Origin of the sequence: Aeromonas sp. s10 (assembly GCF_040907975.1) — a bacterium.
GTDB classification, from domain to species: Bacteria; Pseudomonadota; Gammaproteobacteria; order Enterobacterales; family Aeromonadaceae; genus Aeromonas; species Aeromonas caviae.
In genome coordinates this window covers 48,201-72,116 of the sequence record NZ_JBFOCV010000008.1, presented here as the reverse complement: position 1 = coordinate 72,116, position 23,916 = coordinate 48,201, and the positions used below count along the sequence as shown (strand labels likewise).

Genomic DNA, 23,916 nt, shown 5'->3' with positions numbered 1-23,916 from the left:
TTTGATGCTCGATGCTGTGAGTGCCCACACAGATTGCTTGATTCAAATTGTTAAAGAGCGTCACGCTTATCGCGTTGAGGAGGCGCATCTTACGCTCCTCACTTCGAAAGTCAAGCGGTTGTTTTCGCTTTTCTTTCGGCGCTGGCTTCACAAGGAAGCGAGCTCATCAGTTCGGCGTGTTACGCCGTGCTGGTAGGGGCGCATTATAGGGAGCCGCGCCGGGATGACAAGGGCTATTTTGCGAAAAATAGTCCTTTTTACCGTTTTGTGGCTCGAACGCCTACTTATCAAACAAAAAGCCCTGCTTACGCAGGGCTCTGGCCGCTTTGAATGACGTCACTGTTACTTTTTTGACCAAAACTCACGGGCAAAGCCGCGCACCTTGTCCCAGTCGGTGAATTCCAGATCCTTGCTGGTATCCGTGCTGCCCCCGGTAATCTTCATGATCAACTGAATGATACGGGTCTGCCACCAGTTGTAACGGGAGTACTGCAATGCCCCGGCAAACACCCCCAGAGTTTTCGGCTTCCAGGGAGAGAGACGCAGAAACTTCTTCATGTAGGCGTTGGTCTGCGGCGTCTGCTTCTCGGGCTTGCGTGCCGTCAGGTTCACGCAGAAGAACGCCGCATTGGCTACTTCCAACTGTTCATGATGTGCGTGTATGAAGCTAAGCAGGCTGGGGTGGAAGTTACCATAGCGAATGGAAGCGCCAATCAACACCTTGGCATACTTGCTGAGGTTACACATGGGCAGGGTGTGCAGGTCGTGCATCACCACTTCGCATCCTGATATTTCCTCCAGCATGACATCCACGATTTTCCGCGTTTGCCCGTCCCGGGAAGAATAAAGCACCAAAATCTTGTCCATACCAACCTCAACTACGCCAGAATGCAGGAGTAAACAGTACCAGAAGTGTGAAGATTTCCAATCGACCAAACAACATGGCCACGATTAATATCCACTGTGCAGTGGCCGAGATATTGCCGAAGTTGGCCGACACCTCCCCCAGACCCGGCCCCACGTTGGTGAATGCCGCAGCCACGGCGGAGAAGGCAGTCACTTCGTTCAGCCCCGTCATCAGCAGCAACAACATGAAGATGAAGAACAGGATGATGTAGGTGGCAAAGTAGCCCCAGACCGCTTCCACGATCCGTTCCGGTACGGCACGCCGCCCCAGCTTCAAGGTGTAGATGGCCCGCGGATGCACCAGCCGTTTGAGTTCACGCATCCCCTGCAGGAACAGGATCATGAAGCGCATCACCTTGATGCCCCCCCCGGTACTGCCAGCACAACAGCCGATGAAGGCGGAGAACATCAACAGCATGGGCAGAAAGGAGGGCCACTCCGCATAGCTGGTCGTGCTGTAGCCGGTGGTCGTGCCCAGCGACACCGCCTGGAACAGACCATGGTTGAGCGCCTCCTGCCAGGTATCGTAATGGCCGTGGAACAGCAGAGAGACGAAACAGATCAGCACCAGCACGCACTGGATGCTCAGAAACACCTTGAGCTCGGAGTCACGCAGATAACTGCTCACGCGCACCGGCTTGTGGGCAAACACCATGAAGTGCAGCGCGAAGTTGACGCTCGCCAGCAACAGGAACACCACTGTGATCAGGTTGATGGCCGGGCTGTCGAAGAAACCGATGCTGGCGTCGTGGGTCGAGAACCCCCCAACCGACAAGGTGGAGAAGGAGTGGCAGATGGCATCGAACAACGTCATTCCCGCCATCCAGTACGCGAGAGCGCACAGGGAGGTCAGCAACAGATAGATGAACCAGAGCGCCTTGGCCGTCTCGGCGATGCGCGGGGTCACCTTGTTGTCCTTGACGGGCCCCGGGATCTCAGCGCGATAGAGCTGCATGCCCCCGATACCGAGCAGCGGCAGCACGGCCACCGCCAGCACGATGATCCCCATGCCACCGAGCCATTGCAGCAGCTGGCGGTAGAAGAGAAACGCCTTGGGCAGATTGTCCAGCCCAGTCAGCACCGTTGCGCCCGTGGTAGTCAGGCCGGAAAACGACTCGAAAAATGCCTCCGAGACCGACATGTCAGGCGTGTCGCTCATGATGAAGGGGACGGCACCCACGCTCCCCAGCACCACCCAGAACAGCACCACGATGAGGAAGCCTTCCTTGGACCTGAGTTCCTTTTTCTGATGGCGGTTGGGAAACCAGAGCAGGAGGCCGAGCAGGAGGGCTATGACGAAGGAGTTGACGAACTCGGTACCACCGCCATCACGATACCCAAAAGCGACCATCGCGGGCAGCAGCATGGTCGAGCTGAACAGGGCAACCAGCAGACCGACGATACGAATGATGCTCAGAATCTGCATTCCGGCTCCCTCTTCAGACTAAAAGAGCGATGGATTCTAGCCATCTAAGGGACGAAGGGATACCCGACCCTGGGTCCGGTCGGTCAATTCCTGTGCGATACGGGCCCAGAGCGCAGACTCCCACGCTACCTGAAGGGTGACGCTGGCACCATAATCGGCCACCAGCAACTGCCCTTGATGGACAGAAATGAGGGACTCCACGACCCCCATGTCGGTGTAGTCACACTGGATCACGGAAGAGGTCAGCTGACGCTTGATACAGGTTTCAAGTTGCTTGAGTGCTGCCCCCACACCACCACCATAGGCCTTGACCAGGCCACCGGTCCCCAGCAGTACCCCACCGTAATAGCGCACCACCACGGCGGCGACTTCGCCAAGGCCGGCCCCCATCAACTGGGCCAGCATGGGCTTGCCCGCCGTGCCCGAGGGTTCGCCATCATCACTGAAACCATAAACCTGGCTGTCTTGCGGGGCGCCGGCGACAAAAGCCCAGCAGTGATGCCGGGCTCCCTGGTGTTGCTGTTTGATCTCGTCTATCCAGGCCTTGGCGGCCTCGACGGTCGGAGTGTGGGCGATGTAGGTAATGAAGCGGCTCTTCTTGATCTCTTCGCTCACCTCCAGCGGGGCTGCAGGTATGGGGTAATCCGTCGCCATCAGAGCCCTGCTTGTCTGGTCAGGTTCTCCACCCCGTTGGCATGCAGCACCACGTTGTCCTCGATGCGAATGCCACCATAGGGACGCAGCGCCTCCACCTTGTTCCAGTTGATCCGCTTGCCCTGCTCACCCTGGCGCAGCGGCTCCAGCAGGCTGTCGATGAAGTAGAGACCCGGCTCTATGGTGAACACCTGGCCCACTTCCATCACCCGGGTGCAGCGCAGATAGGGGAACTGCTCGGGGGCCGCCAGGTGGGTGCCGCGCTCATCCTGCATGAAGCCGCCGGCATCGTGTACCTGCAGGCCGAGGAAGTGACCGAGACCGTGGGGGAAGAAGACATTGGTCACCCCGGTGTGGATCATCTCGTCCACCGACATGTCTACCAGTTCGGTGGCTTGCAGCAGGCGCGCCAGCCTGTGGTGCATCTGCAGGTGCAGCTCGCTGTAGCGGCGGCCCGGCTTGATCTCGTCGATGATCTCCTGTTGCTGTGCATCCAGCGCAGCAATCAGATCGGCGAACTCACCGCGGCGCCAGGCCCAGGTCCGGGTAATGTCGGAGGCATAACCGTGCACGTCCACACCGGCATCGATGAGGAAGGAGTAACGCTCCGCATCCGGCACCCGCTGGGTGGAGAGATGGGTGTAGTGCAGGATGGCCGCATTGCGGTTGATGGCAACAATGTTGCCGTAGGGCGCCTCATTGGCCCCCTGTCCGACCGCCTTCATGTAGGCCAAGTTGATCTCGAACTCGCTAGCCCCCGCCATGAAGGAGTCCTTGGCCGCGATGTGACCGCGCACGCCGATGCGGTTGGCATCGCGAAGACATTCCAGCTCATAGGGCGTCTTGTAGGCACGGTGGTAGTGCAGGTAGTTGAGCACCGCCTCCGGATTGGGCTGGCCCAGTCCCAGCAGCTCGGCCACTTCCAGATGGCCACCCAGATAGGCCCACTCCTGCTTGTTGGCCGGCAGGTAATCGGCAACCTGCTCCGGGCGAGTCAGGAAGCGAATATCGAAGAAGTCGACCCAGAAGGCGTTGGGCAACTCCGCCACCTTGTGCCAAAAGTCCACCGGCCGGTAGAACAGCAGGACCGGCTTGCTCACGCCATCCACCAGCAACCAACAGTGAGGGTTGTCCAGCACCGGCAGCCAGGCCTTGAACTGGGGATTCACCTTGAAGGGATAATCCTGGTCATCGAGGAAGATACGATGAGTCTGGCCGGAGTGGATAGCGAGACCGCCAAGACCCTGTTGTTGCAGGATATCGCGGGTACGCTGCTGAAGGGTGTCGAGATGCTGGGCAAAAAGTTGGCTGTAACTGCTCATGGCGTCCTGCTCCGGGCGAATGTGACTTCAGCATAACATCAAGCGAATCAAGGCTCGAGCCACCCGGCTTTCGCTTCGTGAGGTAACGCATAGGTTACAGGCTTTTTGTTATTAAGATAAAACAGACAATTAACAAACAAAGAACAATTCAATACACTGCCCACAGACAGTAGATATCAGCCGTCAGGAACGACTCATGCAAAACCTTTGTCTGTGGACACCGGATCAGGACAGGATGCAGCACTCCAACCTCCACCAGTTCATGGCCGAGGTCAATCACTTCCATGGTCTGCAACTGCGCAGCTATGCCGACCTGTATCAATGGTCGGTGGAGAAGACCACCCGCTTCTGGCCCCTGGTGTGGCAGCACTGCGGCGTCAAGGGCGAGCTTGGCAACATTGTGGCGGAGAACCGCCAGGATATGCAGCGCGCCCGCTGGTTCCCCGACAGCCAGCTCAACTTCGCCGAGAACCTGCTGCGCCGTCAGGATGAGAGCCCGGCCATCATCTCCCGCATCGAAGGGGGTCCAAGCCGGACCCTGAGCTGGCATGAGCTGGCAGATCAGGTCGCCCGCCTGGCCCAGTGGCTTCGCAGCCAGGGCATAGGCCGGGGTGATGTGGTCGCAGCCTACCTGCCCAATATCCCGGAAACCGTGGTAGCCATGCTGGCAACCACCAGCCTCGGCGCGATCTGGACCTCCACCAGCCCCGATTTTGGCGAGGCCAGCGTGGTGGAGCGCTTCGGCCAGACCCGTCCCAGGGTGCTGTTCGCGGTGGATGGCTACCGCTACGGCGGCAAGGCCATCGACATTCAGGACAAGGTGGCCAGCGTCGTCGGTCAGCTCGACAGCATAGAGCAGACGGTGCTGATCCCTCTGCTCGGCAACCCGCTGCAGCTTGGTCACGACTGGCAGCAACTGCTGGCAAGCCAGCATGATGCCCAGCTCGCCTTCGAGCCCATGGCCTTCAACGACCCGCTCTATATCCTCTACTCCTCCGGTACCACCGGCAAACCCAAGTGCATCGTGCACGGCATTGGCGGCACCCTGCTGCAACACCTGAAAGAGCACCAGTTGCACTGCGACATCAAGCCGGGGGAGCGCATCTTCTACTTCACCACCTGTGGCTGGATGATGTGGAACTGGCTGGTGAGCGCCCTCGCCTCCGGCGCCACCCTGGTGCTCTACGATGGTTCCCCCTTCTACCCGGATGGCAACGTGCTGTGGGACCTGGCACGGGACGAAGAGGTCGCTCTGTTCGGCACCTCGGCCAAGTATCTCGATGCGCTGCACAAGCAGGGCTATGCCCCCATCAATACCCACGACTTGCCGCACTTGCGGCTGATCTGCAGCACCGGATCCGTGCTGTCGCCGGAGGGGTTTGACTACGTTTACCAGCAGATAAAGCAGGATGTGCAGCTCAGCTCCATCTCTGGCGGCACCGACATCTGCTCCTGCTTCGTCATCGGCAACCCCTTGAGCCCCGTCTATCGCGGCGAGAGCCAGGGGCGCGGCCTTGGTCTCGCGGTGCAGGTATTCAACGAGGCGGGCCAGCCGGTGCTGGGTGAGAAGGGCGAGCTGGTCTGCACCAAGCCGTTCCCGGCCCAGCCCATCTACTTCTGGGGTGACGAAAATGGCGACAAGTACCACGCCGCCTACTTCGAGCGGTTCGACAACATCTGGTGCCACGGGGACTGGATCGAGCTGACCCCAACCGGCGGCATTCTGTTCTACGGCCGCTCCGACGCGACCCTCAACCCGGGCGGCGTGCGCATCGGCACCAGCGAGATCTACCGCTATGTGGAACAACTCGACGAGGTGGAAGAGAGCATCGTCATCGGCCAGCAATGGAAACAGGACGAGCGGGTGGTGCTGTTCGTCAAGCTCAAGGCGGACTGCAAGCTGGATGAGCCGCTACGCGAGCGGATCCGCCAGCAAATAAAGCAGCACTGCACCGCCCGCCACGTGCCTGCCCGCATCCTGCAGGTGGATGCCATCCCCCGCACCAAGTCCGGCAAGATAGTGGAGCTGGCGGTGCGGGAAGTGGTGCACAACCGCCCCGTCAACAACACCCACGCCCTCGCCGATCCCGAGGTCTTGAACCAGTATCGCAACCGGCCGGAACTGGCCAGCTGATACCACGCTCATCTCCATCGGAGGCGCCGCAAGGCGCCTCTTTTTTGCCCGTTTTGTGATGAAGAGCTTTTACTCGACAACTGTTAAACAAATGTTTTAAATAGGTGTTGAAAATGTCTCCTTTTGGATCAATAGTGAGCCTCGCCCCCTGCTGGGGATAAAGGAGCACCATTCCCCACAGAGTGGGAACAAGGAGACACTCTCATGATCTACCAAGGCGAAACCCTGACGGTCAGCTACCTCGAAGACGGCATTGCCGAGCTGAGGTTCGATGCCCCGGGTTCAGTCAACAAGCTGGATCGCGCTACCCTGCTCTCCCTGAGCGAAGCGATCGCCGCATTACAGCAACAAGCCGATTTGAAGGGTCTGATCCTCACCTCCGGCAAAGACGCTTTCATCGTCGGCGCCGACATCACCGAATTCCTGGAACTGTTCGATCTGCCGCAAGAAGACCTGCTCGGCTGGCTGAAGAAGGCCAACGACATCTTCAGCGCCATCGAAGATCTGCCGGTGCCCACCCTCTCCGCCATCAAGGGCCATGCTCTGGGCGGCGGCTGCGAGACTATTCTCTCCACCGATTTCCGGCTGGCCGACACCACGGCCAAGATCGGCCTGCCCGAGACCAAGCTCGGCATCATGCCCGGCTTTGGCGGCACTGTCCGTCTGCCGCGGGTGATCGGTGCCGACAACGCGCTGGAGTGGATCACCACCGGCAAGGATTACCGTGCCGATGACGCCCTCAAGGTGGGTGCCATCGATGCCGTGGTCGCCCCCGACGCGCTGCACAGCGCCGCCGTGCAGATGATCAAGGACGCGATCAAGGGCAAGCTGGACTGGCAGGGCCGCCGCGCCGCCAAGAAGGCCCCGCTTCGCCTCTCCAAACTGGAAGCCATGATGAGCTTCACCACCGCCGCCGGCATGGTTGCCGCCGTGGCGGGCAAACACTATCCGGCCCCCATGGCCGCCGTGAAGACGGTGGAAGCCGCCGCCGGCATGGGCCGTGACGAGGCGCTGGCCGCCGAGGCCGCCACCTTCATCAAACTGGCGAAAACCGACGTGGCCAAGGCGCTGGTCGGTATCTTCCTCAACGATCAGCACATCAAGGCGCTGGCCAAGAAGGCCGCCAAGCAGGCAAACAAGGCCACCGGCCATGCCGCCGTGCTGGGTGCCGGCATCATGGGGGGCGGCATCGCCTACCAGTCTGCCAGCAAGGGCATCCCGGCGGTGATGAAGGACATCAACGAGAAGGCGCTGGCACTTGGCATGAATGAGGCCACCAAGCTGCTCAACGGCCAGCTCGAGCGCGGCCGCATCGACGGCATCAAGATGGGCCAGGTGCTCTCCGCCATCACGCCGACCCTCAGCTATGACAACGTCAAGCATGTGGACGTGGTGGTCGAAGCTGTGGTCGAGAACCCGAAAGTGAAGGCCGCCGTGCTGGGCGAAGTGGAAGGGATCATCGGCGAAGACGCCGTGCTCGCCAGCAACACCTCCACCATTCCCATCTCTCTGCTGGCCAAGGGACTGAAGCGCCCGCAGAACTTCTGCGGCATGCACTTCTTCAACCCGGTGCACCGCATGCCGCTGGTGGAGATCATCCGTGGCGAACAGACTTCCGATGAAACCATCAACCGCGTGGTGGCCTACGCCGCCGCCATGGGCAAGTCCCCGGTCGTGGTCAACGACTGCCCCGGCTTCTTCGTGAATCGCGTGCTGTTCCCCTACTTCTTCGGCTTCAACAAGCTGGTCGCCGATGGCGCCGACTTCGCCGCCGTCGACAAGGTGATGGAGAAGGAGTTTGGCTGGCCCATGGGCCCCGCCTACCTGCTGGACGTGGTCGGCATCGACACCGGCCACCACGCCGGTGACGTGATGGCGCAGGGTTTCCCGGCACGCATGAGCAAGGAAGGCCGCACCGCCATCGACGTGATGTACGAAGTGAGCCGCTTCGGTCAGAAGAACGGCAAGGGCTTCTACGCCTACGAGCAGGACAAGAAGGGCAAGCCGAAGAAGGTGGCCGACGCAGCCAGCTACGAGCTGCTGGCCCCCATCGCCAAGCCGAAGCAGGACTTTGACAAGGACGCCATCATTGCTCGCATGATGATCCCGATGATCAACGAGGTGGTGCTCTGTCTGGAAGAGGGCATAGTCGCCACGCCAGCCGAAGCCGACATCGCGCTGGTCTACGGTCTGGGCTTCCCTCCCTTCCGCGGCGGCGTGTTCCGCTATCTGGACACCATTGGTCTGGATCGCTATGTGGCCATGGCCGACCAGTATGCCGACTTGGGCCCGCTCTACCGCGTCAGCGACCGCTTGCGTGAGATGGCCGCCCAGGGCAACACCTTCTACTGATTGCGGAAAGGAGATCCATTCATGAAAGACGTAGTCATTGTCGACTGTATCCGGACCCCCATGGGCCGGTCCAAGGGCGGCGCCTTCCGCAACGTGCGTGCAGAAGACTTGTCCGCGCACCTGATGAAATCCATCCTGCTGCGCAACCCCAACCTCGACCCGAACGAGATCGAGGATATCTACTGGGGCTGCGTGCAGCAGACCCTGGAACAGGGCTTCAACATTGCCCGCAACGCCGCCTTGCTGGCCGGCATTCCCAAGCAGGTGGGGGCGGTCACCGTCAACCGTCTGTGCGGCTCCAGCATGCAGGCGCTGCACGATGCCTCTCGCGCCATTCAGGTAGGTGATGGGGATATCTTCATCATCGGCGGCGTCGAGCACATGGGCCACGTGCCCATGAGCCACGGGGTGGACTTCCACCCCGGCATGGCCAAGTCGGTGGCGAAAGCCTCCGGCATGATGGGGCTGACCGCCGAGATGCTCGGCAAGCTGCACGGCATCAGCCGATCGCAGCAGGACGAGTTTGCCGCCCGCTCCCACCGCCGTGCCCACGCCGCCACCGTGGAAGGGCGTTTTGCCAAGGAGATCGTCGGGCTGGAAGGGCACGACGCCAGCGGCGCCCGCTTCTTCTACGACTATGACGAGGTGATCCGCCCCGAGACCACGGTCGATACGCTGAGCCAGCTGCGCCCGGTGTTCGACCCGGTCAACGGTACCGTCACCGCCGGCACCTCCTCGGCCCTGTCCGATGGCGCCGCCGCCATGCTGGTGATGAGTGCGGATCGCGCCAAGGCCCTCGGCCTCACGCCCCGTGCCAGGGTACGTGCCATGGCTATTGCCGGCTGTGACGCCGCCATCATGGGTTACGGCCCGGTGCCGGCCACCCAGAAAGCGCTCAAGCGGGCCGGTCTGACCGTCGGCGACATCGACCTGTTCGAGCTGAACGAGGCGTTTGCCGCCCAGTCCCTCCCCTGCGTGAAGGATCTGGGTCTGCAAGACCTGGTGGACGAGAAGGTGAACCTCAACGGTGGCGCCATCGCCCTGGGTCACCCGCTCGGCTGCTCCGGTGCCCGCATCTCCACCACCCTGATCAACCTGATGGAAGAGAAGGACGCCACCCTGGGAGTCGCCACCATGTGCATCGGACTGGGTCAGGGCATCGCCACCGTGTTCGAACGGGTGTAAGTGAATCGCCCCTGACTGCTCACCGGTCAGGGACGCCGCCTCGGGGCGGCAACAACAGACAGAAGGCGGCCCTGCTTCCCGGCACAGCGGCCCCATCACGAATACCGGGTCGGCCTGCCGACCCTGCTGTCGAGTCTGTGGAACGCGCCACACGGGGTGCGCTCCTGCCGTCGGAATCTGCGTGTTGGCCGGCCCGTTTGGGTCGGCCTTTTTTATTCTTTTCCCGCGATCGGGGCCAATCCTGAGGCTATATTGCCCATAACTTCACATTAGAGGGGGGGCTTGCTTGCTTTTTGCTCCCCCGACAGGTTCAATCTGCACAAAAAAATGGGTGGATGCACATACATATGTCAACGAGCAAACAACTGCTTATCGTCGACGACGATCGGGAGATCCGCGAGCTGCTCAACGAGTACCTGACCCGGGCCGGTTTCGAGGTACTGACCGCGGCTGAAGGGAACGAGATGCGCCAACAACTGGCCCAGCACAGCCCGGACCTCATCATTCTGGACATCATGATGCCCGGCGACGACGGCTTTACCCTCTGCCAGCAGATCCGCCGCGACTCCCAGGTACCCATCATCATGCTGACCGCCGCCTCCGACGAGGCTGACCGGGTGATTGGGCTGGAACTTGGCGCCGACGACTACATCGCCAAGCCGTTCAGCCCGCGCGAACTGCAGGCCCGCATCAAGGCGCTGCTGCGCCGCGCCGAATTCCGCCAGCCGGAGAAAGAAAAGGAACCGAGCCGTCGGCTGCGCTTCGCCGAGTGGACCCTGGACACCCTGAGCCACCAGCTGACCCACGAAGATGGCAGCCTGCTGGATCTCTCCGGCAGCGATGCCCTGCTGCTCGGCATGTTCCTGCAGCAGCCCGGCGTGGTGCTGGACCGGGATACCATCTCGGACGCCACCCGCGGTCGCGAGAGCCTGCCGATGGAGCGCGGTATCGATGTGCAGATCAGCCGCCTGCGCCAGAAGCTGGGTGACAACGGCAAGAGCCCGCGCATCATCAAGACCATTCGCGGCAGCGGCTACATGCTGATCGCCGAAGTCCACGAGATCCCGTAACAGACAGACGCTACGGCGAGACCTTGAACGGGCAGAAGAGAGACCCATGACGGGGCAACGGCAAGGCACAGAGGTAAGCACCCCATGCGGATCGACAAGAGACACACGCTGCCATGACGGGGCAGAAGTTCTGGCGGGCCCTGGTGCCCCGCTCCCTGCTGTCGCGGATGCTGCTGCTGTTGCTGCTCGCCATCCTGCTCTCCCAGACCATCCTCACTGGCATCTGGATGCAACAGATCCAGAAGCGGGAGCTGGAGGGCATGCTCAGCACCACCCGCAACCTGGCGCTGTCGGCGGCTTCCACCGTCAACTTCTTCAAGTCCCTGCCCCTGCAATACCGCCACATCGCGCTGGACCAGCTGCGCAACATGGGGGGCAGCCGCTTCTTCGTCTCCTTGAACGAGGAAGAGATCCACATCAGCGCCATCCCCGACAGCGAGCGCAAGACGCTGGTGCTCAAAGAGGTGCAGGAGGTGCTCAGCCGCAAGCTCTCCGACGCCATGGCGATCAAGGTGGACTTCTCCCGCCCCGAGGAGCTGCACGTCTTCAACAACGACACCCTGCTGGCGGATCTCCCCTCCTCCTGGGCCCGCTACACCCTGTCCCTGGAGCCCATCAATCCGCCGGTGCTGGTGACCCAGATCGAGATAGAACCGGGGGAGTGGCTCTATCTGGCGGCCCTGCTGCCCGCCCCCTACATGACGCTGGATGACACCGTGATGCCGAGCAACCAGGTGCGTTTCATCGCCCTGATGACGGTCTTCCTCTGCTTCTTCACCTTCATGCTGGTGCGCTGGCAGACCCGCCCCCTGCGTCGCCTCGCCAAGGCGGCGGTCAACCTCGGCAAGGACATCGACCAGCCGTCCCTCAAGGAGGAGGGTGCCTCCGAAATCGTGGCGGCGACCCGCGCCTTCAACATCATGCAGCAGCGCATTCGCCGCTTCATCGACGATCGGGAGCGCCTCTTCAGCTCCATCTCCCACGACCTCAAGACCCCCATCACCCGGCTGCGACTGCGGGTCGAACTGCTGGACGACGAGGTGCAGATCGCCAAGTTCAACAAGGACCTGGACGAGCTGGAGCTGATGGTCAAAGGGGCGCTGCAGACGGTCAAAGAGACGGACATTCACGAGAACCTCGAGCAGATCGACGTCAACGCCCTGCTGGAGCAGATGGCGGAGGCCATGAACCTGCACGAGGATCTGCTCACCATCGAGGGCCACTGCAAGTGGCCCTATCGCGGCAAGCTGCTGGCCCTCAAGCGCTGCATCGGCAACCTGGTGGACAACGGCATCAAGTACGGCCAGAAGGTGCGCATCATCATCATGGATGACGAGGAGATGCTGATCCTCTTCATCATGGACGAGGGGCCCGGTCTGCCGGAGGATCAGTTCGAGCGCATCTTCGAGCCCTACTACCGCCTCAGCACCGATGCCGCTGGCACCGGGCTGGGCCTTGGCATCGCCCGCAACATAGCCCACGCCCACGGCGGCGACCTGGTGCTGGAAAATCGCCCCCAGGGCGGCCTGCAGGCCACCCTCTCCCTACCAAGGCAGTAATGTATGAAGTGGTTGTCTTTTTCTGTCATCGCCCTGCTCTCCCTGCCCGTTTGTGCCTCCCAGGTGGAGGTATTGCACTGGTGGACCTCCGGCGGCGAGGCCAGGGCCGTGGAAGTGCTCAAGTCCGAGTGGGCCGAACAGGGCAACCAGTGGAACGACTTCGCGGTACAGGGGGGGGGCGGCAAGAGCGCCATGACGGTGCTCAAGAGCCGGGCCCTGGCGGCAAACCCGCCGGAGGCGGCCCACCTAAAGGGGTTCGAGCTGCACGAGTGGGGCAGCCTGGGCTTTCTGCGCGATCTCACCCCCATGGCCGAGCACCTCGGCTGGTACCCTCAGCTGCCCCCCATGGTGCGCGACACACTCAGCCAGAACGGCGCCCTGATGGCGGTCCCCACCGGCATCCACCGGGTCAACTGGCTGTGGCTCAACCGCAAGGTATTCGAGCGACAGGGGCTCAAGCCCCCCACCGACTGGGCCCAGTTCGTGGCGGTGGCGGACAAGCTCAAGGAGCAGGGCATCCCCCCCCTCGCCATCGGTAACGAACCCTGGCAGATCGCGGTGCTGTTCGAAACGGTGGCCCTCGGCGAAGGGGGCAAGACCTTCTATCGCAAGGCCTTCCTCGAACAGGACAGCGCCACCCTGACCGGCCCCGACATGGTGCGGGTGCTGACTCGCTTTCAGCAATTGCGCGCTTATGTGCCCGAGAAATACGCCGGCCTGAAATGGCATCAGGCCACCAACCTGCTGGAGAGCGGCGGCGCCGCCATGCAGGTGATGGGGGACTGGGTGAAGGGAGAGCTGAGTGCAGGAAACTACCGCCCCGGCGAGGATATCGAGTGCCTGCCAAGCCCGGGCAGCCAGGGGCTGTTCAGCTACAACCTCGACTCCATCGCCATGTTCAAGCAGCGGGATCCCGCCCAGTTGCAGGCCCAGGGCGAGCTGGCCAGGCTGTTGATGACACCGCGCTTCCAGGAAGCGTTCAACCGGGTGAAGGGCTCCATCCCGGCGCTCATCAAGCCGGACATGAGCAAGTTCGATCGCTGCGCCATCCGCTCCTATCGGGACTTCCTCCACGCCGAGCAACAGGACAACCTGCTGCCCAGCATGGCGGAGGGGATGGCGGTGCCCACCAACATGCGCCAGGGGATCATGGATGTGCTGAGCAGCTTCTTCAACGACGCCAGGGCCAACCCCGAGCAGACGGCGCAGCAGTTGGAGCGCGCCATGCGCTCGACCCGTTCCGGCGCGGAGCAGAAATGACAAAGGCGGACATCGTCCGCCTTTGAGTGCCGAGAGCCAGGCTCTCAGGAGGGATCGTTCTCGTCCTCATCCTCGTCGTAGTAGTCGCTGAGCTCGATCCAGAGCCCCAGGCCTATCATCACCATGGAGCCGAACCAGGTACCGGTATTACCGATCGGGCTGCCCAGCACTATCATGGCGAACGACAAGAACCCCATGCCTGCGTAGGCTTGCAATCTGCCGTAGGAGACCTGCATATTCACACCTCCTTGTTGAATATGGTTCAATTTTTATATTACTCATCGAGCGAAGCCTGGGTAGAGCCGGTTCACATTTTGGTAGCATATGCTGCAAAACCGCCCCGTGGTTTGATTATTTTTTCGCCGCGAGTATCATTGCTGGCCGAATTGGTTGAAGGTTGATTATTGATGAGTGCTTTATTCTGCGGCGCAACGCACGAGTTGGACGCAATCGGGCTTCGTTGCCCCGAGCCCGTGACGATGGCGCGCAAGAAGGTGCGGCTGAAGGTTGATTATTCATGAGTACTGTATTCTGCAATGCGACCCACGAGCTGGACGCAATCGGGCTTCGTTGCCCCGAACCCGTAATGATGGTTCGCAAGAAAGTGCGGCTGATGGCTGACGGGGAGACCCTGCTGGTCAGCGCCGACGACCCCTCCACCACCCGCGACATCCCCAGCTTCTGCCGCTTCATGGACCACACCCTGGTCGCCAGCGAGACTGAGCAGGCCCCTTACCGCTACCTGATCCGCAAGGGTCAATAACCCCGTACCGGAGCAAACATGACAACCATTACCCGTATCGGCACCACCCAGCGCTGGTCTGATGTGGTCATCCACAACGGCACCCTCTACGTGGTGGAAGTGCCCGCCACCGAGACCGCCGACATCCACCAGCAGACCCGTGAAGTGCTCGAAAGCCTGCAGCGTCTGCTGGAAGCCAACGGTTCCGGCGTCGACAGGATCCTGATGGCCAACATCTATCTCAAGGACATTGAAGACATCGCCGCCTTCAACGCGCAGTGGGATGCCTGGATCCCGGCCGGCACAGCCCCGGTCCGCGCCTGCGTGCAGGCCCGTCTCGCCCACGAAGGCTACAGGGTGGAAGTACAGCTCACTGCCGCTGTCTAAACGAAGCGGGATGCCTGGCTCCCCTGATGCAGACACCGCCCCCGTGCGCGCCTGTGTACAGGCCCGTCTGGCCCACGAAGGCTACAGGGTAGAAGTGCAGCTGACTGCGGCTGTCTAAACAAAGCGGGATGCCTGGCTCCCCTGATGCAGACACCGCCCCCGTGCGCACCTGCATGCAGGCCCGCCTCGCCCACGAAGGCTACAGGGTAGAAGTGCAGCTGACTGCGGCTGTCTAAGAGGCGGTTATCCCCTCATCCCCGACCCTTCTCCCGCAAGGGGAGAAGGGAGCAAAGAACAAGGCGCCACTGCCCACAACGCCGAATAACAAAAGGCCCCGCCATCGCTGGCGGGGCCTTTTTTGGCATCGAACCGGGCCGCTTAGGCGGTCGGGGTCAGGGTGATGGTCACCCGACGGTTCTGGGCCTTGCCTTCGGCGGTGCTGTTGCTGGCCACCGGCTGATCCGGGCCCACACCGCTGATGGCGATGCGGCTGCCGGACACGCCCTGGCCGATCAGCTGGGCGGCGACGGCATCGGCGCGATCCCGGGAGAGCTTCATGTTCAGCTCGCGGGAGCCGGTGCTGTCGGTGTGACCGACCACGTTCAGACGGGTCTTGTCGAACTCGGCAACCACCAGGGCCACGCCGGACAGGGTGTTGGCACCGGCGGCTTTCAGCTGGGCGCTGGAGCTGTCGAAGGTGACGTTGTTCGGCATGTTGAGGATCAGCTGATCACCGTTGCGGGTCACGCTGACGCCGGTGCCTTGCAGCTTCTCGCGCAGCTTGGCTTCCTGCACATCCATGTAGTAACCGATACCACCACCCAGGGCCGCACCGGCGGCGACGCCAGTCAGGATGCCCTTTTTGCGGTCGCCCTTGCTGGAGGAGAGCGCCCCCACGGCTGCGCCGGTCGCCGCACCCGCCAACGCGCCCCAGGCGCCCTTGGAGGTCTGGGATTCACCGGTATAGGGGTTGGTGGTACAGCCAGTGATGGCGACGGTCAGGGCAAGTGCAGGAACCAGTTTCTTGAAATGCATGAAAAAACCTCTGAAAAAGAACGACTCTAGCCGATAGCCGCGCATTCTAACCCAGAGAGGCGCCAGAGTGTGACGCGCGCATTGCGAAGATGGGCAGGGGGCAAAACGCCCCCTGCCCCTTGCGACTTACCCTGTGCAGACCATCTTCGGACGGGCCCGCATCAATATTTGATATCCCGGGCCTTGTCTCGCCCCTCCTGCTTGTTGTCACGATGCTCCTGGCGGCAGTCGGCATTGCCCACCACCCCCTCACGACACGCCTGTTTCGCGTCACGGGACTCCTGACGGGTATCCTGACGCACATCGCGGGCGTCACGGCGCTCCTGGGCCTGCTTGGTGGCCTGTGCAGGCAGGGTGGCCAGCAAGGCGGTGGCGGCAAGCAACGCCAATACGGACTTCTTCATGATGGCTCCTTCGCCAGACAACCTGAACCGGTCCGGCGTCTTTCAATGATAGGGGAGGGGCAAGATCCCGGTAGCGCCAACTCGGCCCTCGGGGGCGTCGTCTGTGCAGCCTCGGACCTTCTTGCACAGGGCCAGCTTCCCCTCGTGTTTACCCTGACGAGCGACATCATCCCCAGGGTGCAGCCGATCAGGCCGGGGGAGAGAGGGCGAACGGCGCTCAGTGACACGGGACTCCCTCGTGATGGCGCTCCCGATGGTGAACCCGTGTGACTGTATCCCGGCTGTACCAAGGGGCGAAAAGGCTCCCGGCCCGGCGCAACAGAACATGCTCCCGGGGTCTGGAGTGGTTGCCCCCCAGATGCGGGTTGTCTCATAAGAGCCCATGGCCCCAGAGTGGGGGACATTTCTCACGGAGCCATGACCATGTCGTCCCTTTCCCGCCCCGCGCTGCTCATCATCGACATCCAGGTGGGCCTCCTTCACGGCCCGGAAGCCCCCCATGCCGGGGCCGAGACCCTGGCCAACATCAATCGCCTGAGCCAGGCGGCCCGCAGTGCCGCTCTCCCCGTGCTGGCGGTGCGCCACACGGGCCCGGCCAGCAGCCCCATCGCCGCTGGCAGTCCGTTCTGGCAGCTTGCGCCTGAGCTGGTCGTCGGCGAGGCCGATCGGGTGTTCGACAAGCAGCGCCCCAGCGCCTTCCATGGCACCGGTCTCGATGGCTGGCTGAAAGAGGACGGCGTGCAGACCCTGATCATCACCGGCATGAAGACCCAGTACTGCATCGACACCACCTGCCGGGCGGCGGCAGATCTCGGCTACACCGTAGTGCTGGTGAGCGATGCCCATACCTGCATGGACACGCCGCAACTGACCGCCCCCCAGATCATCGCCCATCACAACGCCACCCTGGCCGGCCCCTTCGTGCGGCTGATGAGCAGCGACGAGGTGTGCGAGGCGCTCGGCCGCCCCCTTGAGCCCTGCTGATTCAGAGCAAAAAAGAAGGGAGGCTTGAGCCTCCCTTCTTCGTGCATTTCCCCTTCACGTCGCCGCTGCTTGCTGGCACTCGGCGTGGCAGGGGCAGGTCACCAGATGATCGTTCACCATGCCCACCGCCTGCATGAAGGCGTAGCAGATGGTGCTGCCGACGAAGGTGAAGCCGCGCTTCTTGAGGGCCTTGGACATGGCATCCGACTCCGGTGAGGTCGCCGGAATGTCGCCGTTGCCCTGACGCTGGTTGACGATGGGGGCGCCGCCGACAAAGCTCCACAGATAATCGACGAAGTCGATGCCTTCCGCCTCCAGCGCCAGATAGGCGCGGGCGTTTTTGATGATCGATTGCACCTTGAGCCGGTTGCGGATGATGCCGGTATCCTGCATCAGCCGCGCCACGTCCTGGTCGTCGAACTGCACGATGCGCACCGGATCAAAATCCGCATAGGCGCGATGGTAGCTCTCGGTGCGCTTGAGGATGGTGATCCACGACAGCCCCGCCTGTTGGCCATCGAGGCAGAGCTTGGCAAACAACTCGCGGGCGTCATACACCGGCCTGCCCCACTGCATGTCATGGTATTCGATGTATTCCGGGTCTCTGGTCACCCAGGCGCAGCGCAGTTCCATTTCCTCTCCCCTGTTTTTCATCGGCCATCGGCAGGCCGCTTGCGTCGGCGACATCATAGGGCAAGCGGCAACATAGCCCCACTAATCCCCTGTAATTTCGCCTATTATCCGACCATGCCAGACGGTATACTCCCTCGGTTCACATTCAGCAAATCTTGCTCTGATTTCATTTCGCGCGAAAAACACTATGCAAAAATTCGATGTCAAAACCTTTCAGGGCCTGATCCTGCAGTTGCAGGACTATTGGTCCCGCCAGGGCTGTACCATCATTCAGCCGCTGGATATGGAAGTGGGTGCCGGTACCTCCCACCCCATGACCTGCCTGCGCGCCCTGGGCCCGGAGCCCATCGCCTGCGCCTACGTACAACCGTCCCGCCGTCCGACTGACGGCCGCTACGGTGAGAACCCGAACCGCCTGCAGCACTACTACCAGTTCCAGGTGATCATCAAGCCCTCCCCCGACAACATTCAGGAACTCTATCTGGGCTCCCTGAAAGAGTTAGGTCTGGATCCCGAGATCCACGACATCCGCTTCGTGGAAGACAACTGGGAAAACCCGACGCTGGGTGCCTGGGGTCTGGGTTGGGAAGTGTGGCTGAACGGCATGGAAGTGACCCAGTTCACCTACTTCCAGCAGGTTGGCGGCCTCGAGTGCAAGCCGGTCACCGGCGAGATCACCTACGGTCTCGAGCGTCTGGCCATGTACATTCAGGGCGTGGACAGCGTCTACGACCTGGTCTGGTCTGACGGCCCGCTGGGCAAGACCACCTATGGCGACGTGTTCCACCAGAACGAAGTGGAGCAATCCACCTACAACTTCGAACACGCCGATGTGGAGTTCCTGTTCCACTGCTTCGAGCAGTACGAGAAGGAAGCCCAGAATCTGCTGGCACTGGAAAAACCGCTGCCGCTGCCTGCCTACGAGCGCATCCTCAAAGCCGCTCACTCCTTCAACCTGCTGGATGCCCGCAAGGCCATCTCGGTCACCGAGCGTCAGCGCTACATCCTGCGCATTCGCACCCTGACCAAGGCCGTGGCAGAGGCATACTACGCCTCCCGCGAAGCGCTGGGTTTCCCCATGTGTCAGCGCACAGAGAACAAGCAAGGTTAAGGAACGGACATGGCACAACATACATTTCTGGTAGAGATCGGTACTGCTGAGCTGCCGCCCAAAGCCCTGCGCTCCCTGGCCGAAGCCTTTGCCGACAACTTCAAAGCCGAACTGACCAAGGCCGATCTGGCCTTCGGCGACGTCGAGTGGTTTGCTTCACCGCGCCGTCTGGCGCTGAAGGTAAGCGAGCTGGCTGGCGAACAGCCGAGCAAGAGCGTCGAGAAGCGCGGCCCGGCCGTCTCCCAGGCGTTCGATGCCGAAGGCAAGCCGACCAAGGCTGCCGAAGGCTGGGCCCGTGGCAACGGCATCACCGTTGAGCAGGCCGAGCGTCTGGTCACCGACAAGGGCGAGTGGCTGGTTCACACCGCCAAGGTCGAAGGCCGTCCGGCCGTCGATCTGCTGGGCGAACTGGTTGCCTCCGCACTGGCCAAACTGCCGATCCCGAAGATGATGCGCTGGGGCGACAAGACCATCCAGTTCGTGCGTCCAGTCTTTACCGTGACCCTGCTGCTGGATGGCGAGCTGGTGCCCGCCCACATTCTGGGTATCGACTCTGCCCGCATCCTTCGCGGCCACCGCTTTATGGGCGAGAGCGAGTTCACCATCGACAACGCCAGCCAGTACCCGCAGATCCTGCAGGAGCGCGGCATGGTGATTGCCGACTTCATGGCGCGCAAGGCCAAGATCAAGGCTGACGTCGAAGCGGCCGCTGCCGCCTTCGGTGGCGTGGCCGATCTGGACGACGCCCTGCTGGAAGAAGTGACCGCACTGGTCGAGTGGCCGGTGGTGCTGACCGCCAACTTCGAAGAGAAGTTCCTGGCCGTGCCGGCTGAAGCGCTGGTTCACACCATGAAGGGTGACCAGAAGTACTTCCCGGTCTACGACAAGCACGGCAAGCTGCTGCCGAAGTTCATCTTCGTCACCAACATCGAGTCCAAAGACCCGAGCCAGATCATCAGCGGCAACGAGAAGGTGGTTCGCCCCCGTCTCTCTGACGCCGAGTTCTTCTTCAAGACCGACCTCAAGCAGACCCTGGCCTCCCGCCTGCCGCGCCTTGAAACCGTGCTGTTCCAGCAACAGCTGGGCACCGTCAAGGCCAAGGTCGAGCGCATCGAGACCGTCGCCGGCTTTATCGCCGAGCGTATCGGCGCCGACGTGGCTCAGGCCAAGCGTGCCGGTCTGCTCTCCAAGTGTGATCTGATGACCAACATGGTCGGCGAGTTCACCGACACCCAGGGTGTCATGGGGATGCACTACGCCCGTCACGATGGCGAAGACGAAGCGGTTGCCGTGGCCCTCAACGAGCAGTACATGCCCCGCTTTGCCGGCGATGCCCTGCCGTCAGGTCTGGTTGCCTGCGCCGTCGCGCTGGCCGACAAGTTCGACACCCTGGCCGGTATCTTCGGCATCGGCATGCTGCCCAAGGGTGACAAGGACCCGTTCGCCCTGCGTCGCGCCGCCATCGGTGCCCTGCGCATCATGACCGAGAAGCAGCTGGATCTGGATCTGGTTGAACTGGTTGAAGAAGCGGTACGCGTCTACGGCGACAAGCTGACCAACAAAACCGTCGTTACCGACGTGGTCGACTTCATGCTGGGCCGCTTCCGCGCCGCCTATCAGGACGAAGGCATCGGTGCCGACGTGGTACTGGCCGTACTGGCCCGCCGCCCGACCCGTCCGCTCGACTTCGATCGTCGCGTCAAGGCCGTCAGCCACTTCCGCACGCTGGATGCCGCCCTGGCACTGGCTGCCGCCAACAAGCGCGTGAGCAACATTCTGGCCAAGGTCGAAGGCGAATTGCCGACTGCCGTCAAACCGGAACTGCTGGTCGATGCCGCCGAGAAGGCGCTGGCCACCCAGGTTGCCGAACTGCAAGCCGAACTGGCCCCGCTGTTCGCTGCCGGTGACTATCAGGCTGCCCTCACCCGTCTGGCCGCCCTGCGCGAGCCGGTCGATACCTTCTTCAACGAAGTGATGGTGATGGCCGACGACGAGGCCCTCAAGGCCAACCGTCTGGCACTGCTGAACAACCTGCGCAACCTCTTCCTGCAAGTGGCGGATATCTCCCTGCTGCAGTGATGTTGGTTGGGTTGAGTGAGAGTAAAAACGGCGCCGCAAGGCGTCGTTTTTTTATAAATGATTTTAGGTGGATCGACTTCACATCCACAGAAACTAAATCTGACAATACTGTAAGTGTCTTGCCATTTCCTTTATATTGATTCTCTTATGAGACTTACTATGTAGAGATAAGAATGGCGAACAAGAGCAACAGTTTTGAGCTTTTCAGATACCAAATATTACCTGTCGACAGATTTTTCCAACGTGACATGTTTACTGACTTCAGTTCTATTGAAGATTTACTTACTAACAAAAACACTATATTTAAAGAATCATTATTATCACAAAATGACTTTTCTAATAAAAGGCATTATACCGTCGTAAAAAAACAGTTCGATGATGGGGAGTTTTTCCTATTCAAAATAGCGCACAACAAAATAATAAATAGAGAGACAAAAGAATTTAAAAACGAGAGAATTGATAACTGGCCATCAATTCTCGTCGCATTATGGAATCACCCAGAAAAACAATTAATAGCAGTCCAAAAAAGAACAACAGCATTTCACAACTGCCGTAAAGTTGTTGAATTGATTCTAGAAAAGCTCGCCCCCCAATTAACACATTCTAACCTGAGGGTTATCTACGAGCCCCTATTTGAAAAACAATATTTCTGGGATCTTTTAAAGCTTCATCAAGGTAAAATAAAGTCAGTTGACTTTGAATTTATTACGCCTAACATGGCTAATATATCCGGATGCTTATCTGAAGATTTAAAGTCCTTTGCAAAAACGACAAACTCAACTAGAAACAATCTAAGAATTGAGTCTGAACCAGATTCTACACTTCGGTTAGATAAAGATAATCCGACTTTAGAAAGTATGGTAAACTATACTGGAGATGGCGGTGGAAATATAACTTTAAAGGTTGGCGGGATAAAGAAAAGCATTCAAACATCCAGAACTGTAAAAGAAATAGTTTTGAGTGACATAGAAATGACAGGGGAGGCTAACATGCTCGTTAATGCGATGAAAGAGCTACTAAAATGACCACTGTCGTGAAGACTACTTTTTTCTCACTCGGAATAGGATTTATTACTGAGGTTATTAACGTATGGCTTAACTCTTCCTTTTTACATAAATTTCTTGAGGCTAACCTCGTCACGATTTTAATTGCACTATTGGCGATCAATGCTGCCACCATGGGAATAGTGCTAACTAAAGTCATGGACATAGTGGAAAAAAACAATGGTTTTGGCATTAGCTGTTTTTCAAAAACAAGAACTCAAATGCTCATTTCTATCAAAGAGCAAATTGTTATAATCGTCCTTGCAATTGCATTGCTTATTTTAAAAAACTCTCCCATCGTACTTAATATTGAAAACTCAGAGTTGTTATTGAACTCGTCTATTACTGCTTGTTTCATATATTCTTTATCTATTTTATATGACACCGCAACAGGCATTCTTGTTATTATTAATTATAGTGATGAGGAATGATATTTTACCTTATACAGCCAGCCCGTAGGTTCGATTAGCCGTCAGGCGTAATCGGACGTTCGCGTAAATCGTTCCTCCCACCATAACAACCAAGTTTCCCCTCAGGCTGGCCGCCCCTGTTTGACGGCTATAAGCGCAACCAACACCTCTCGTTCGTCCGATGACGCTGCGCTAATCGAACCTACGGGGCGACGGAGGCCTACGGAGTATGCTGCTTGGTATTGATCGGTCATTGTCGAATCCATCATGGCCCCGACTTTGCCACACAATCCTCTACCCGATACCCGCCAGCCCCAAGGAATAACCTCTGCCGGCGAGAGAGGAGCTGTTATCCTTTGAGGCAATCTCTCGCGACCCCACGCCTTGAAAGGAACGTCATGGACATACCTGCCGCCCCGTCCTCCACCCTCTGCCAGCAGTGTCATGAGCAGGTGGATCTCGACTTCGATTTCACCATGGCCTTCCAGCCCATCGTCGATTGCAGCCAGCGCACCCTCTTCGGCTATGAGGCCCTGGTGCGGGGGCTCAACAACGAGCCGGCGCAGAGCGTGATTGCCCGGGTCAACGATGGCAATCGCTACCGCTTCGACCAGTTGTGCCGGATCAAGGCCATCGCGCTGGCCGCCCGGCTCGATATGCGGGGCATGCTGAGCATCAACTTTCTGCCCAATGCGGTCTATCGCCCGGAGCGCTGCATCCGCACCACGTTGCAGGCGGCCCGCGAGCATCTCTTTCCCATCGAGCAGATCATGTTCGAGTTCACCGAGGTGGAACAGGTGCAGGACAACCGTCATATTCGCGGCATCGTGGATCACTATCAGGCCCTTGGCTTCAAGACGGCGATCGACGACTTTGGCGCCGGTTACTCGGGCCTGAGCCTGCTGGCCGATTTTCGCCCCGACATCATCAAACTCGACATGCACCTGCTGCGCGGCATCGACCAGGACCCGATCCGTCAGGCCATCGTTCGCCACTGTCTGGCGCTGTTTACGGAGTTGCAGATCACCCCGCTGGCGGAAGGGGTCGAGACCCGCGACGAGATGGCCTGCCTGCGGGAGATGGGCGTCAGCCTGATGCAGGGCTATCTGTTTGCCCGCCCCGGCTTCGAAACCCTGCCCGAAGTGGATTTCGCCAGCCTGTGAGCGGCGCTGGTCATCTCCTTTTGTTGGCGTTCATTCGGGCAAGGCGGGACGGGAGGC

Annotated in this window: 23 protein-coding genes and 2 pseudogenes; 17 read left to right on the top strand and 8 right to left on the bottom strand. The window is 60.2% G+C overall.

The features are described 5' to 3' along the window. Nucleotides 1–196: hypothetical protein (locus AB5Y59_RS02700; RefSeq protein ID WP_368211461.1), on the top strand; the 196-nt coding region annotated here is incomplete at its 5' end. Nucleotides 197–342: 146 nt separating this feature from the next. Here the strand turns inward: AB5Y59_RS02700 and hemG are convergent. From hemG to pepQ, 4 genes are read right to left on the bottom strand one after another with little or no spacing between them, the layout of a single operon-like run. After that, the gene (gene hemG / locus AB5Y59_RS02695) at nucleotides 343–867 is read right to left on the bottom strand and encodes a menaquinone-dependent protoporphyrinogen IX dehydrogenase (RefSeq protein ID WP_029313439.1); all 525 of its coding nucleotides are present in this window, start codon (nucleotides 865–867) and stop codon (nucleotides 343–345) included. 7 nt (nucleotides 868–874) lie between these two features. Further along, complete coding sequence (locus tag AB5Y59_RS02690) at nucleotides 875–2,332, bottom strand: TrkH family potassium uptake protein (RefSeq protein WP_139737665.1); 1,458 nt, start codon at nucleotides 2,330–2,332, stop codon at nucleotides 875–877. Between the two features lie 36 nt (nucleotides 2,333–2,368). Beyond that, nucleotides 2,369–2,986, bottom strand: coding sequence for a YigZ family protein (locus tag AB5Y59_RS02685; protein ID WP_139737664.1), 618 nt, complete (start codon nucleotides 2,984–2,986; stop codon nucleotides 2,369–2,371). Then, entirely contained in the window at nucleotides 2,986–4,308 is a 1,323-nt protein-coding gene (gene pepQ / locus AB5Y59_RS02680; RefSeq protein WP_139737663.1) for a Xaa-Pro dipeptidase, read from the bottom strand. Before pepQ ends, AB5Y59_RS02685 begins: the two co-directional genes overlap by 1 nt. Before the next feature lie 196 nt (nucleotides 4,309–4,504). On the opposite strand from pepQ, the gene AB5Y59_RS02675 reads away from it, so the two are divergent. The 6 genes from AB5Y59_RS02675 (at nucleotide 4,505) to AB5Y59_RS02650 (ending at nucleotide 13,868) form a co-directional block, all read left to right on the top strand. Continuing rightward, nucleotides 4,505–6,442 carry an acetoacetate--CoA ligase gene (locus AB5Y59_RS02675; protein WP_139737662.1) on the top strand — a complete coding sequence of 646 codons (1,938 nt, stop codon included), beginning with the start codon at nucleotides 4,505–4,507 and terminating at the stop codon, nucleotides 6,440–6,442. Nucleotides 6,443–6,646: 204 nt separating this feature from the next. Then, on the top strand, nucleotides 6,647–8,794 hold the full coding sequence (gene fadB, locus AB5Y59_RS02670) for a fatty acid oxidation complex subunit alpha FadB (RefSeq protein ID WP_368211460.1): 2,148 nt from the start codon (nucleotides 6,647–6,649) through the stop codon (nucleotides 8,792–8,794). Further along, nucleotides 8,795–9,979, top strand: coding sequence for an acetyl-CoA C-acyltransferase FadA (fadA, locus tag AB5Y59_RS02665; protein WP_199252926.1), 1,185 nt, complete (start codon nucleotides 8,795–8,797; stop codon nucleotides 9,977–9,979). Nucleotides 9,980–10,326: 347 nt separating this feature from the next. Then, the gene (locus AB5Y59_RS02660; RefSeq protein ID WP_010672413.1) at nucleotides 10,327–11,049 is read left to right on the top strand and encodes a response regulator; all 723 of its coding nucleotides are present in this window, start codon (nucleotides 10,327–10,329) and stop codon (nucleotides 11,047–11,049) included. Nucleotides 11,050–11,162: 113 nt separating this feature from the next. Continuing rightward, the gene (locus AB5Y59_RS02655) at nucleotides 11,163–12,608 is read left to right on the top strand and encodes an ATP-binding protein (protein WP_201889083.1); all 1,446 of its coding nucleotides are present in this window, start codon (nucleotides 11,163–11,165) and stop codon (nucleotides 12,606–12,608) included. 3 nt (nucleotides 12,609–12,611) lie between these two features. Then, nucleotides 12,612–13,868 carry an ABC transporter substrate-binding protein gene (locus AB5Y59_RS02650; RefSeq protein ID WP_201921891.1) on the top strand — a complete coding sequence of 419 codons (1,257 nt, stop codon included), beginning with the start codon at nucleotides 12,612–12,614 and terminating at the stop codon, nucleotides 13,866–13,868. A 44-nt stretch (nucleotides 13,869–13,912) separates the two neighbouring features. Here the strand turns inward: AB5Y59_RS02650 and AB5Y59_RS02645 are convergent, their stop codons facing one another. Beyond that, on the bottom strand, nucleotides 13,913–14,104 hold the full coding sequence (locus AB5Y59_RS02645) for a hypothetical protein (protein ID WP_010672410.1): 192 nt from the start codon (nucleotides 14,102–14,104) through the stop codon (nucleotides 13,913–13,915). Between the two features lie 281 nt (nucleotides 14,105–14,385). Here AB5Y59_RS02645 and tusA point away from each other — a divergent pair, with 281 nt between their 5' ends. The 4 genes and pseudogenes from tusA to AB5Y59_RS02625 all read left to right on the top strand — a co-directional run. Continuing rightward, nucleotides 14,386–14,631, top strand: a complete 246-nt coding sequence (gene tusA / locus AB5Y59_RS02640) for a sulfurtransferase TusA (protein ID WP_010672408.1) — start codon at nucleotides 14,386–14,388, stop codon at nucleotides 14,629–14,631. Nucleotides 14,632–14,649: 18 nt separating this feature from the next. Next, on the top strand, nucleotides 14,650–14,997 hold the full coding sequence (locus AB5Y59_RS02635; protein WP_045522565.1) for a RidA family protein: 348 nt from the start codon (nucleotides 14,650–14,652) through the stop codon (nucleotides 14,995–14,997). A 28-nt stretch (nucleotides 14,998–15,025) separates the two neighbouring features. Further along, nucleotides 15,026–15,115, top strand: a pseudogene (locus tag AB5Y59_RS02630) (endoribonuclease L-PSP); the annotation flags it as partial. Between the two features lie 28 nt (nucleotides 15,116–15,143). Further along, a pseudogene (locus AB5Y59_RS02625) lies at nucleotides 15,144–15,233 on the top strand (endoribonuclease L-PSP); the annotation flags it as partial. Nucleotides 15,234–15,375: 142 nt separating this feature from the next. On the opposite strand, the gene AB5Y59_RS02620 reads toward AB5Y59_RS02625, so the two are convergent. Together AB5Y59_RS02620 and AB5Y59_RS02615 are read right to left on the bottom strand one after the other, a co-directional pair. Continuing rightward, on the bottom strand, nucleotides 15,376–16,032 hold the full coding sequence (locus AB5Y59_RS02620) for an OmpA family lipoprotein (protein ID WP_010672405.1): 657 nt from the start codon (nucleotides 16,030–16,032) through the stop codon (nucleotides 15,376–15,378). A 161-nt stretch (nucleotides 16,033–16,193) separates the two neighbouring features. Next, the gene (locus tag AB5Y59_RS02615; RefSeq protein ID WP_103260998.1) at nucleotides 16,194–16,436 is read right to left on the bottom strand and encodes a hypothetical protein; all 243 of its coding nucleotides are present in this window, start codon (nucleotides 16,434–16,436) and stop codon (nucleotides 16,194–16,196) included. Nucleotides 16,437–16,859: 423 nt separating this feature from the next. Between AB5Y59_RS02615 and AB5Y59_RS02610 the strand changes: the two genes are divergently transcribed. Beyond that, nucleotides 16,860–17,420, top strand: a complete 561-nt coding sequence (locus AB5Y59_RS02610) for a cysteine hydrolase family protein (protein ID WP_103261000.1) — start codon at nucleotides 16,860–16,862, stop codon at nucleotides 17,418–17,420. Between the two features lie 54 nt (nucleotides 17,421–17,474). Here AB5Y59_RS02610 and AB5Y59_RS02605 read toward each other — a convergent pair whose 3' ends face one another. Further along, nucleotides 17,475–18,053 (bottom strand): DNA-3-methyladenine glycosylase I, encoded by a 579-nt coding sequence (locus AB5Y59_RS02605; protein ID WP_368211459.1) that lies wholly within the window; start codon nucleotides 18,051–18,053, stop codon nucleotides 17,475–17,477. Nucleotides 18,054–18,240: 187 nt separating this feature from the next. Here AB5Y59_RS02605 and glyQ point away from each other — a divergent pair, with 187 nt between their 5' ends. The 5 genes from glyQ to AB5Y59_RS02580 all read left to right on the top strand — a co-directional run bounded on the left by glyQ (nucleotide 18,241) and on the right by AB5Y59_RS02580 (nucleotide 23,859). Beyond that, nucleotides 18,241–19,164 (top strand): glycine--tRNA ligase subunit alpha, encoded by a 924-nt coding sequence (gene glyQ / locus AB5Y59_RS02600; protein ID WP_042017395.1) that lies wholly within the window; start codon nucleotides 18,241–18,243, stop codon nucleotides 19,162–19,164. A 9-nt stretch (nucleotides 19,165–19,173) separates the two neighbouring features. Further along, the gene (gene glyS, locus AB5Y59_RS02595) at nucleotides 19,174–21,243 is read left to right on the top strand and encodes a glycine--tRNA ligase subunit beta (protein WP_368211458.1); all 2,070 of its coding nucleotides are present in this window, start codon (nucleotides 19,174–19,176) and stop codon (nucleotides 21,241–21,243) included. A 173-nt stretch (nucleotides 21,244–21,416) separates the two neighbouring features. Continuing rightward, nucleotides 21,417–22,268, top strand: a complete 852-nt coding sequence (locus tag AB5Y59_RS02590) for a hypothetical protein (protein ID WP_223379626.1) — start codon at nucleotides 21,417–21,419, stop codon at nucleotides 22,266–22,268. Next, nucleotides 22,265–22,717, top strand: coding sequence for a hypothetical protein (locus tag AB5Y59_RS02585; protein WP_319884968.1), 453 nt, complete (start codon nucleotides 22,265–22,267; stop codon nucleotides 22,715–22,717). Before AB5Y59_RS02590 ends, AB5Y59_RS02585 begins: the two co-directional genes overlap by 4 nt. Nucleotides 22,718–23,094: 377 nt before the next feature. Beyond that, on the top strand, nucleotides 23,095–23,859 hold the full coding sequence (locus AB5Y59_RS02580; protein ID WP_322131797.1) for an EAL domain-containing protein: 765 nt from the start codon (nucleotides 23,095–23,097) through the stop codon (nucleotides 23,857–23,859). Nucleotides 23,860–23,916: the final 57 nt, after the last annotated feature.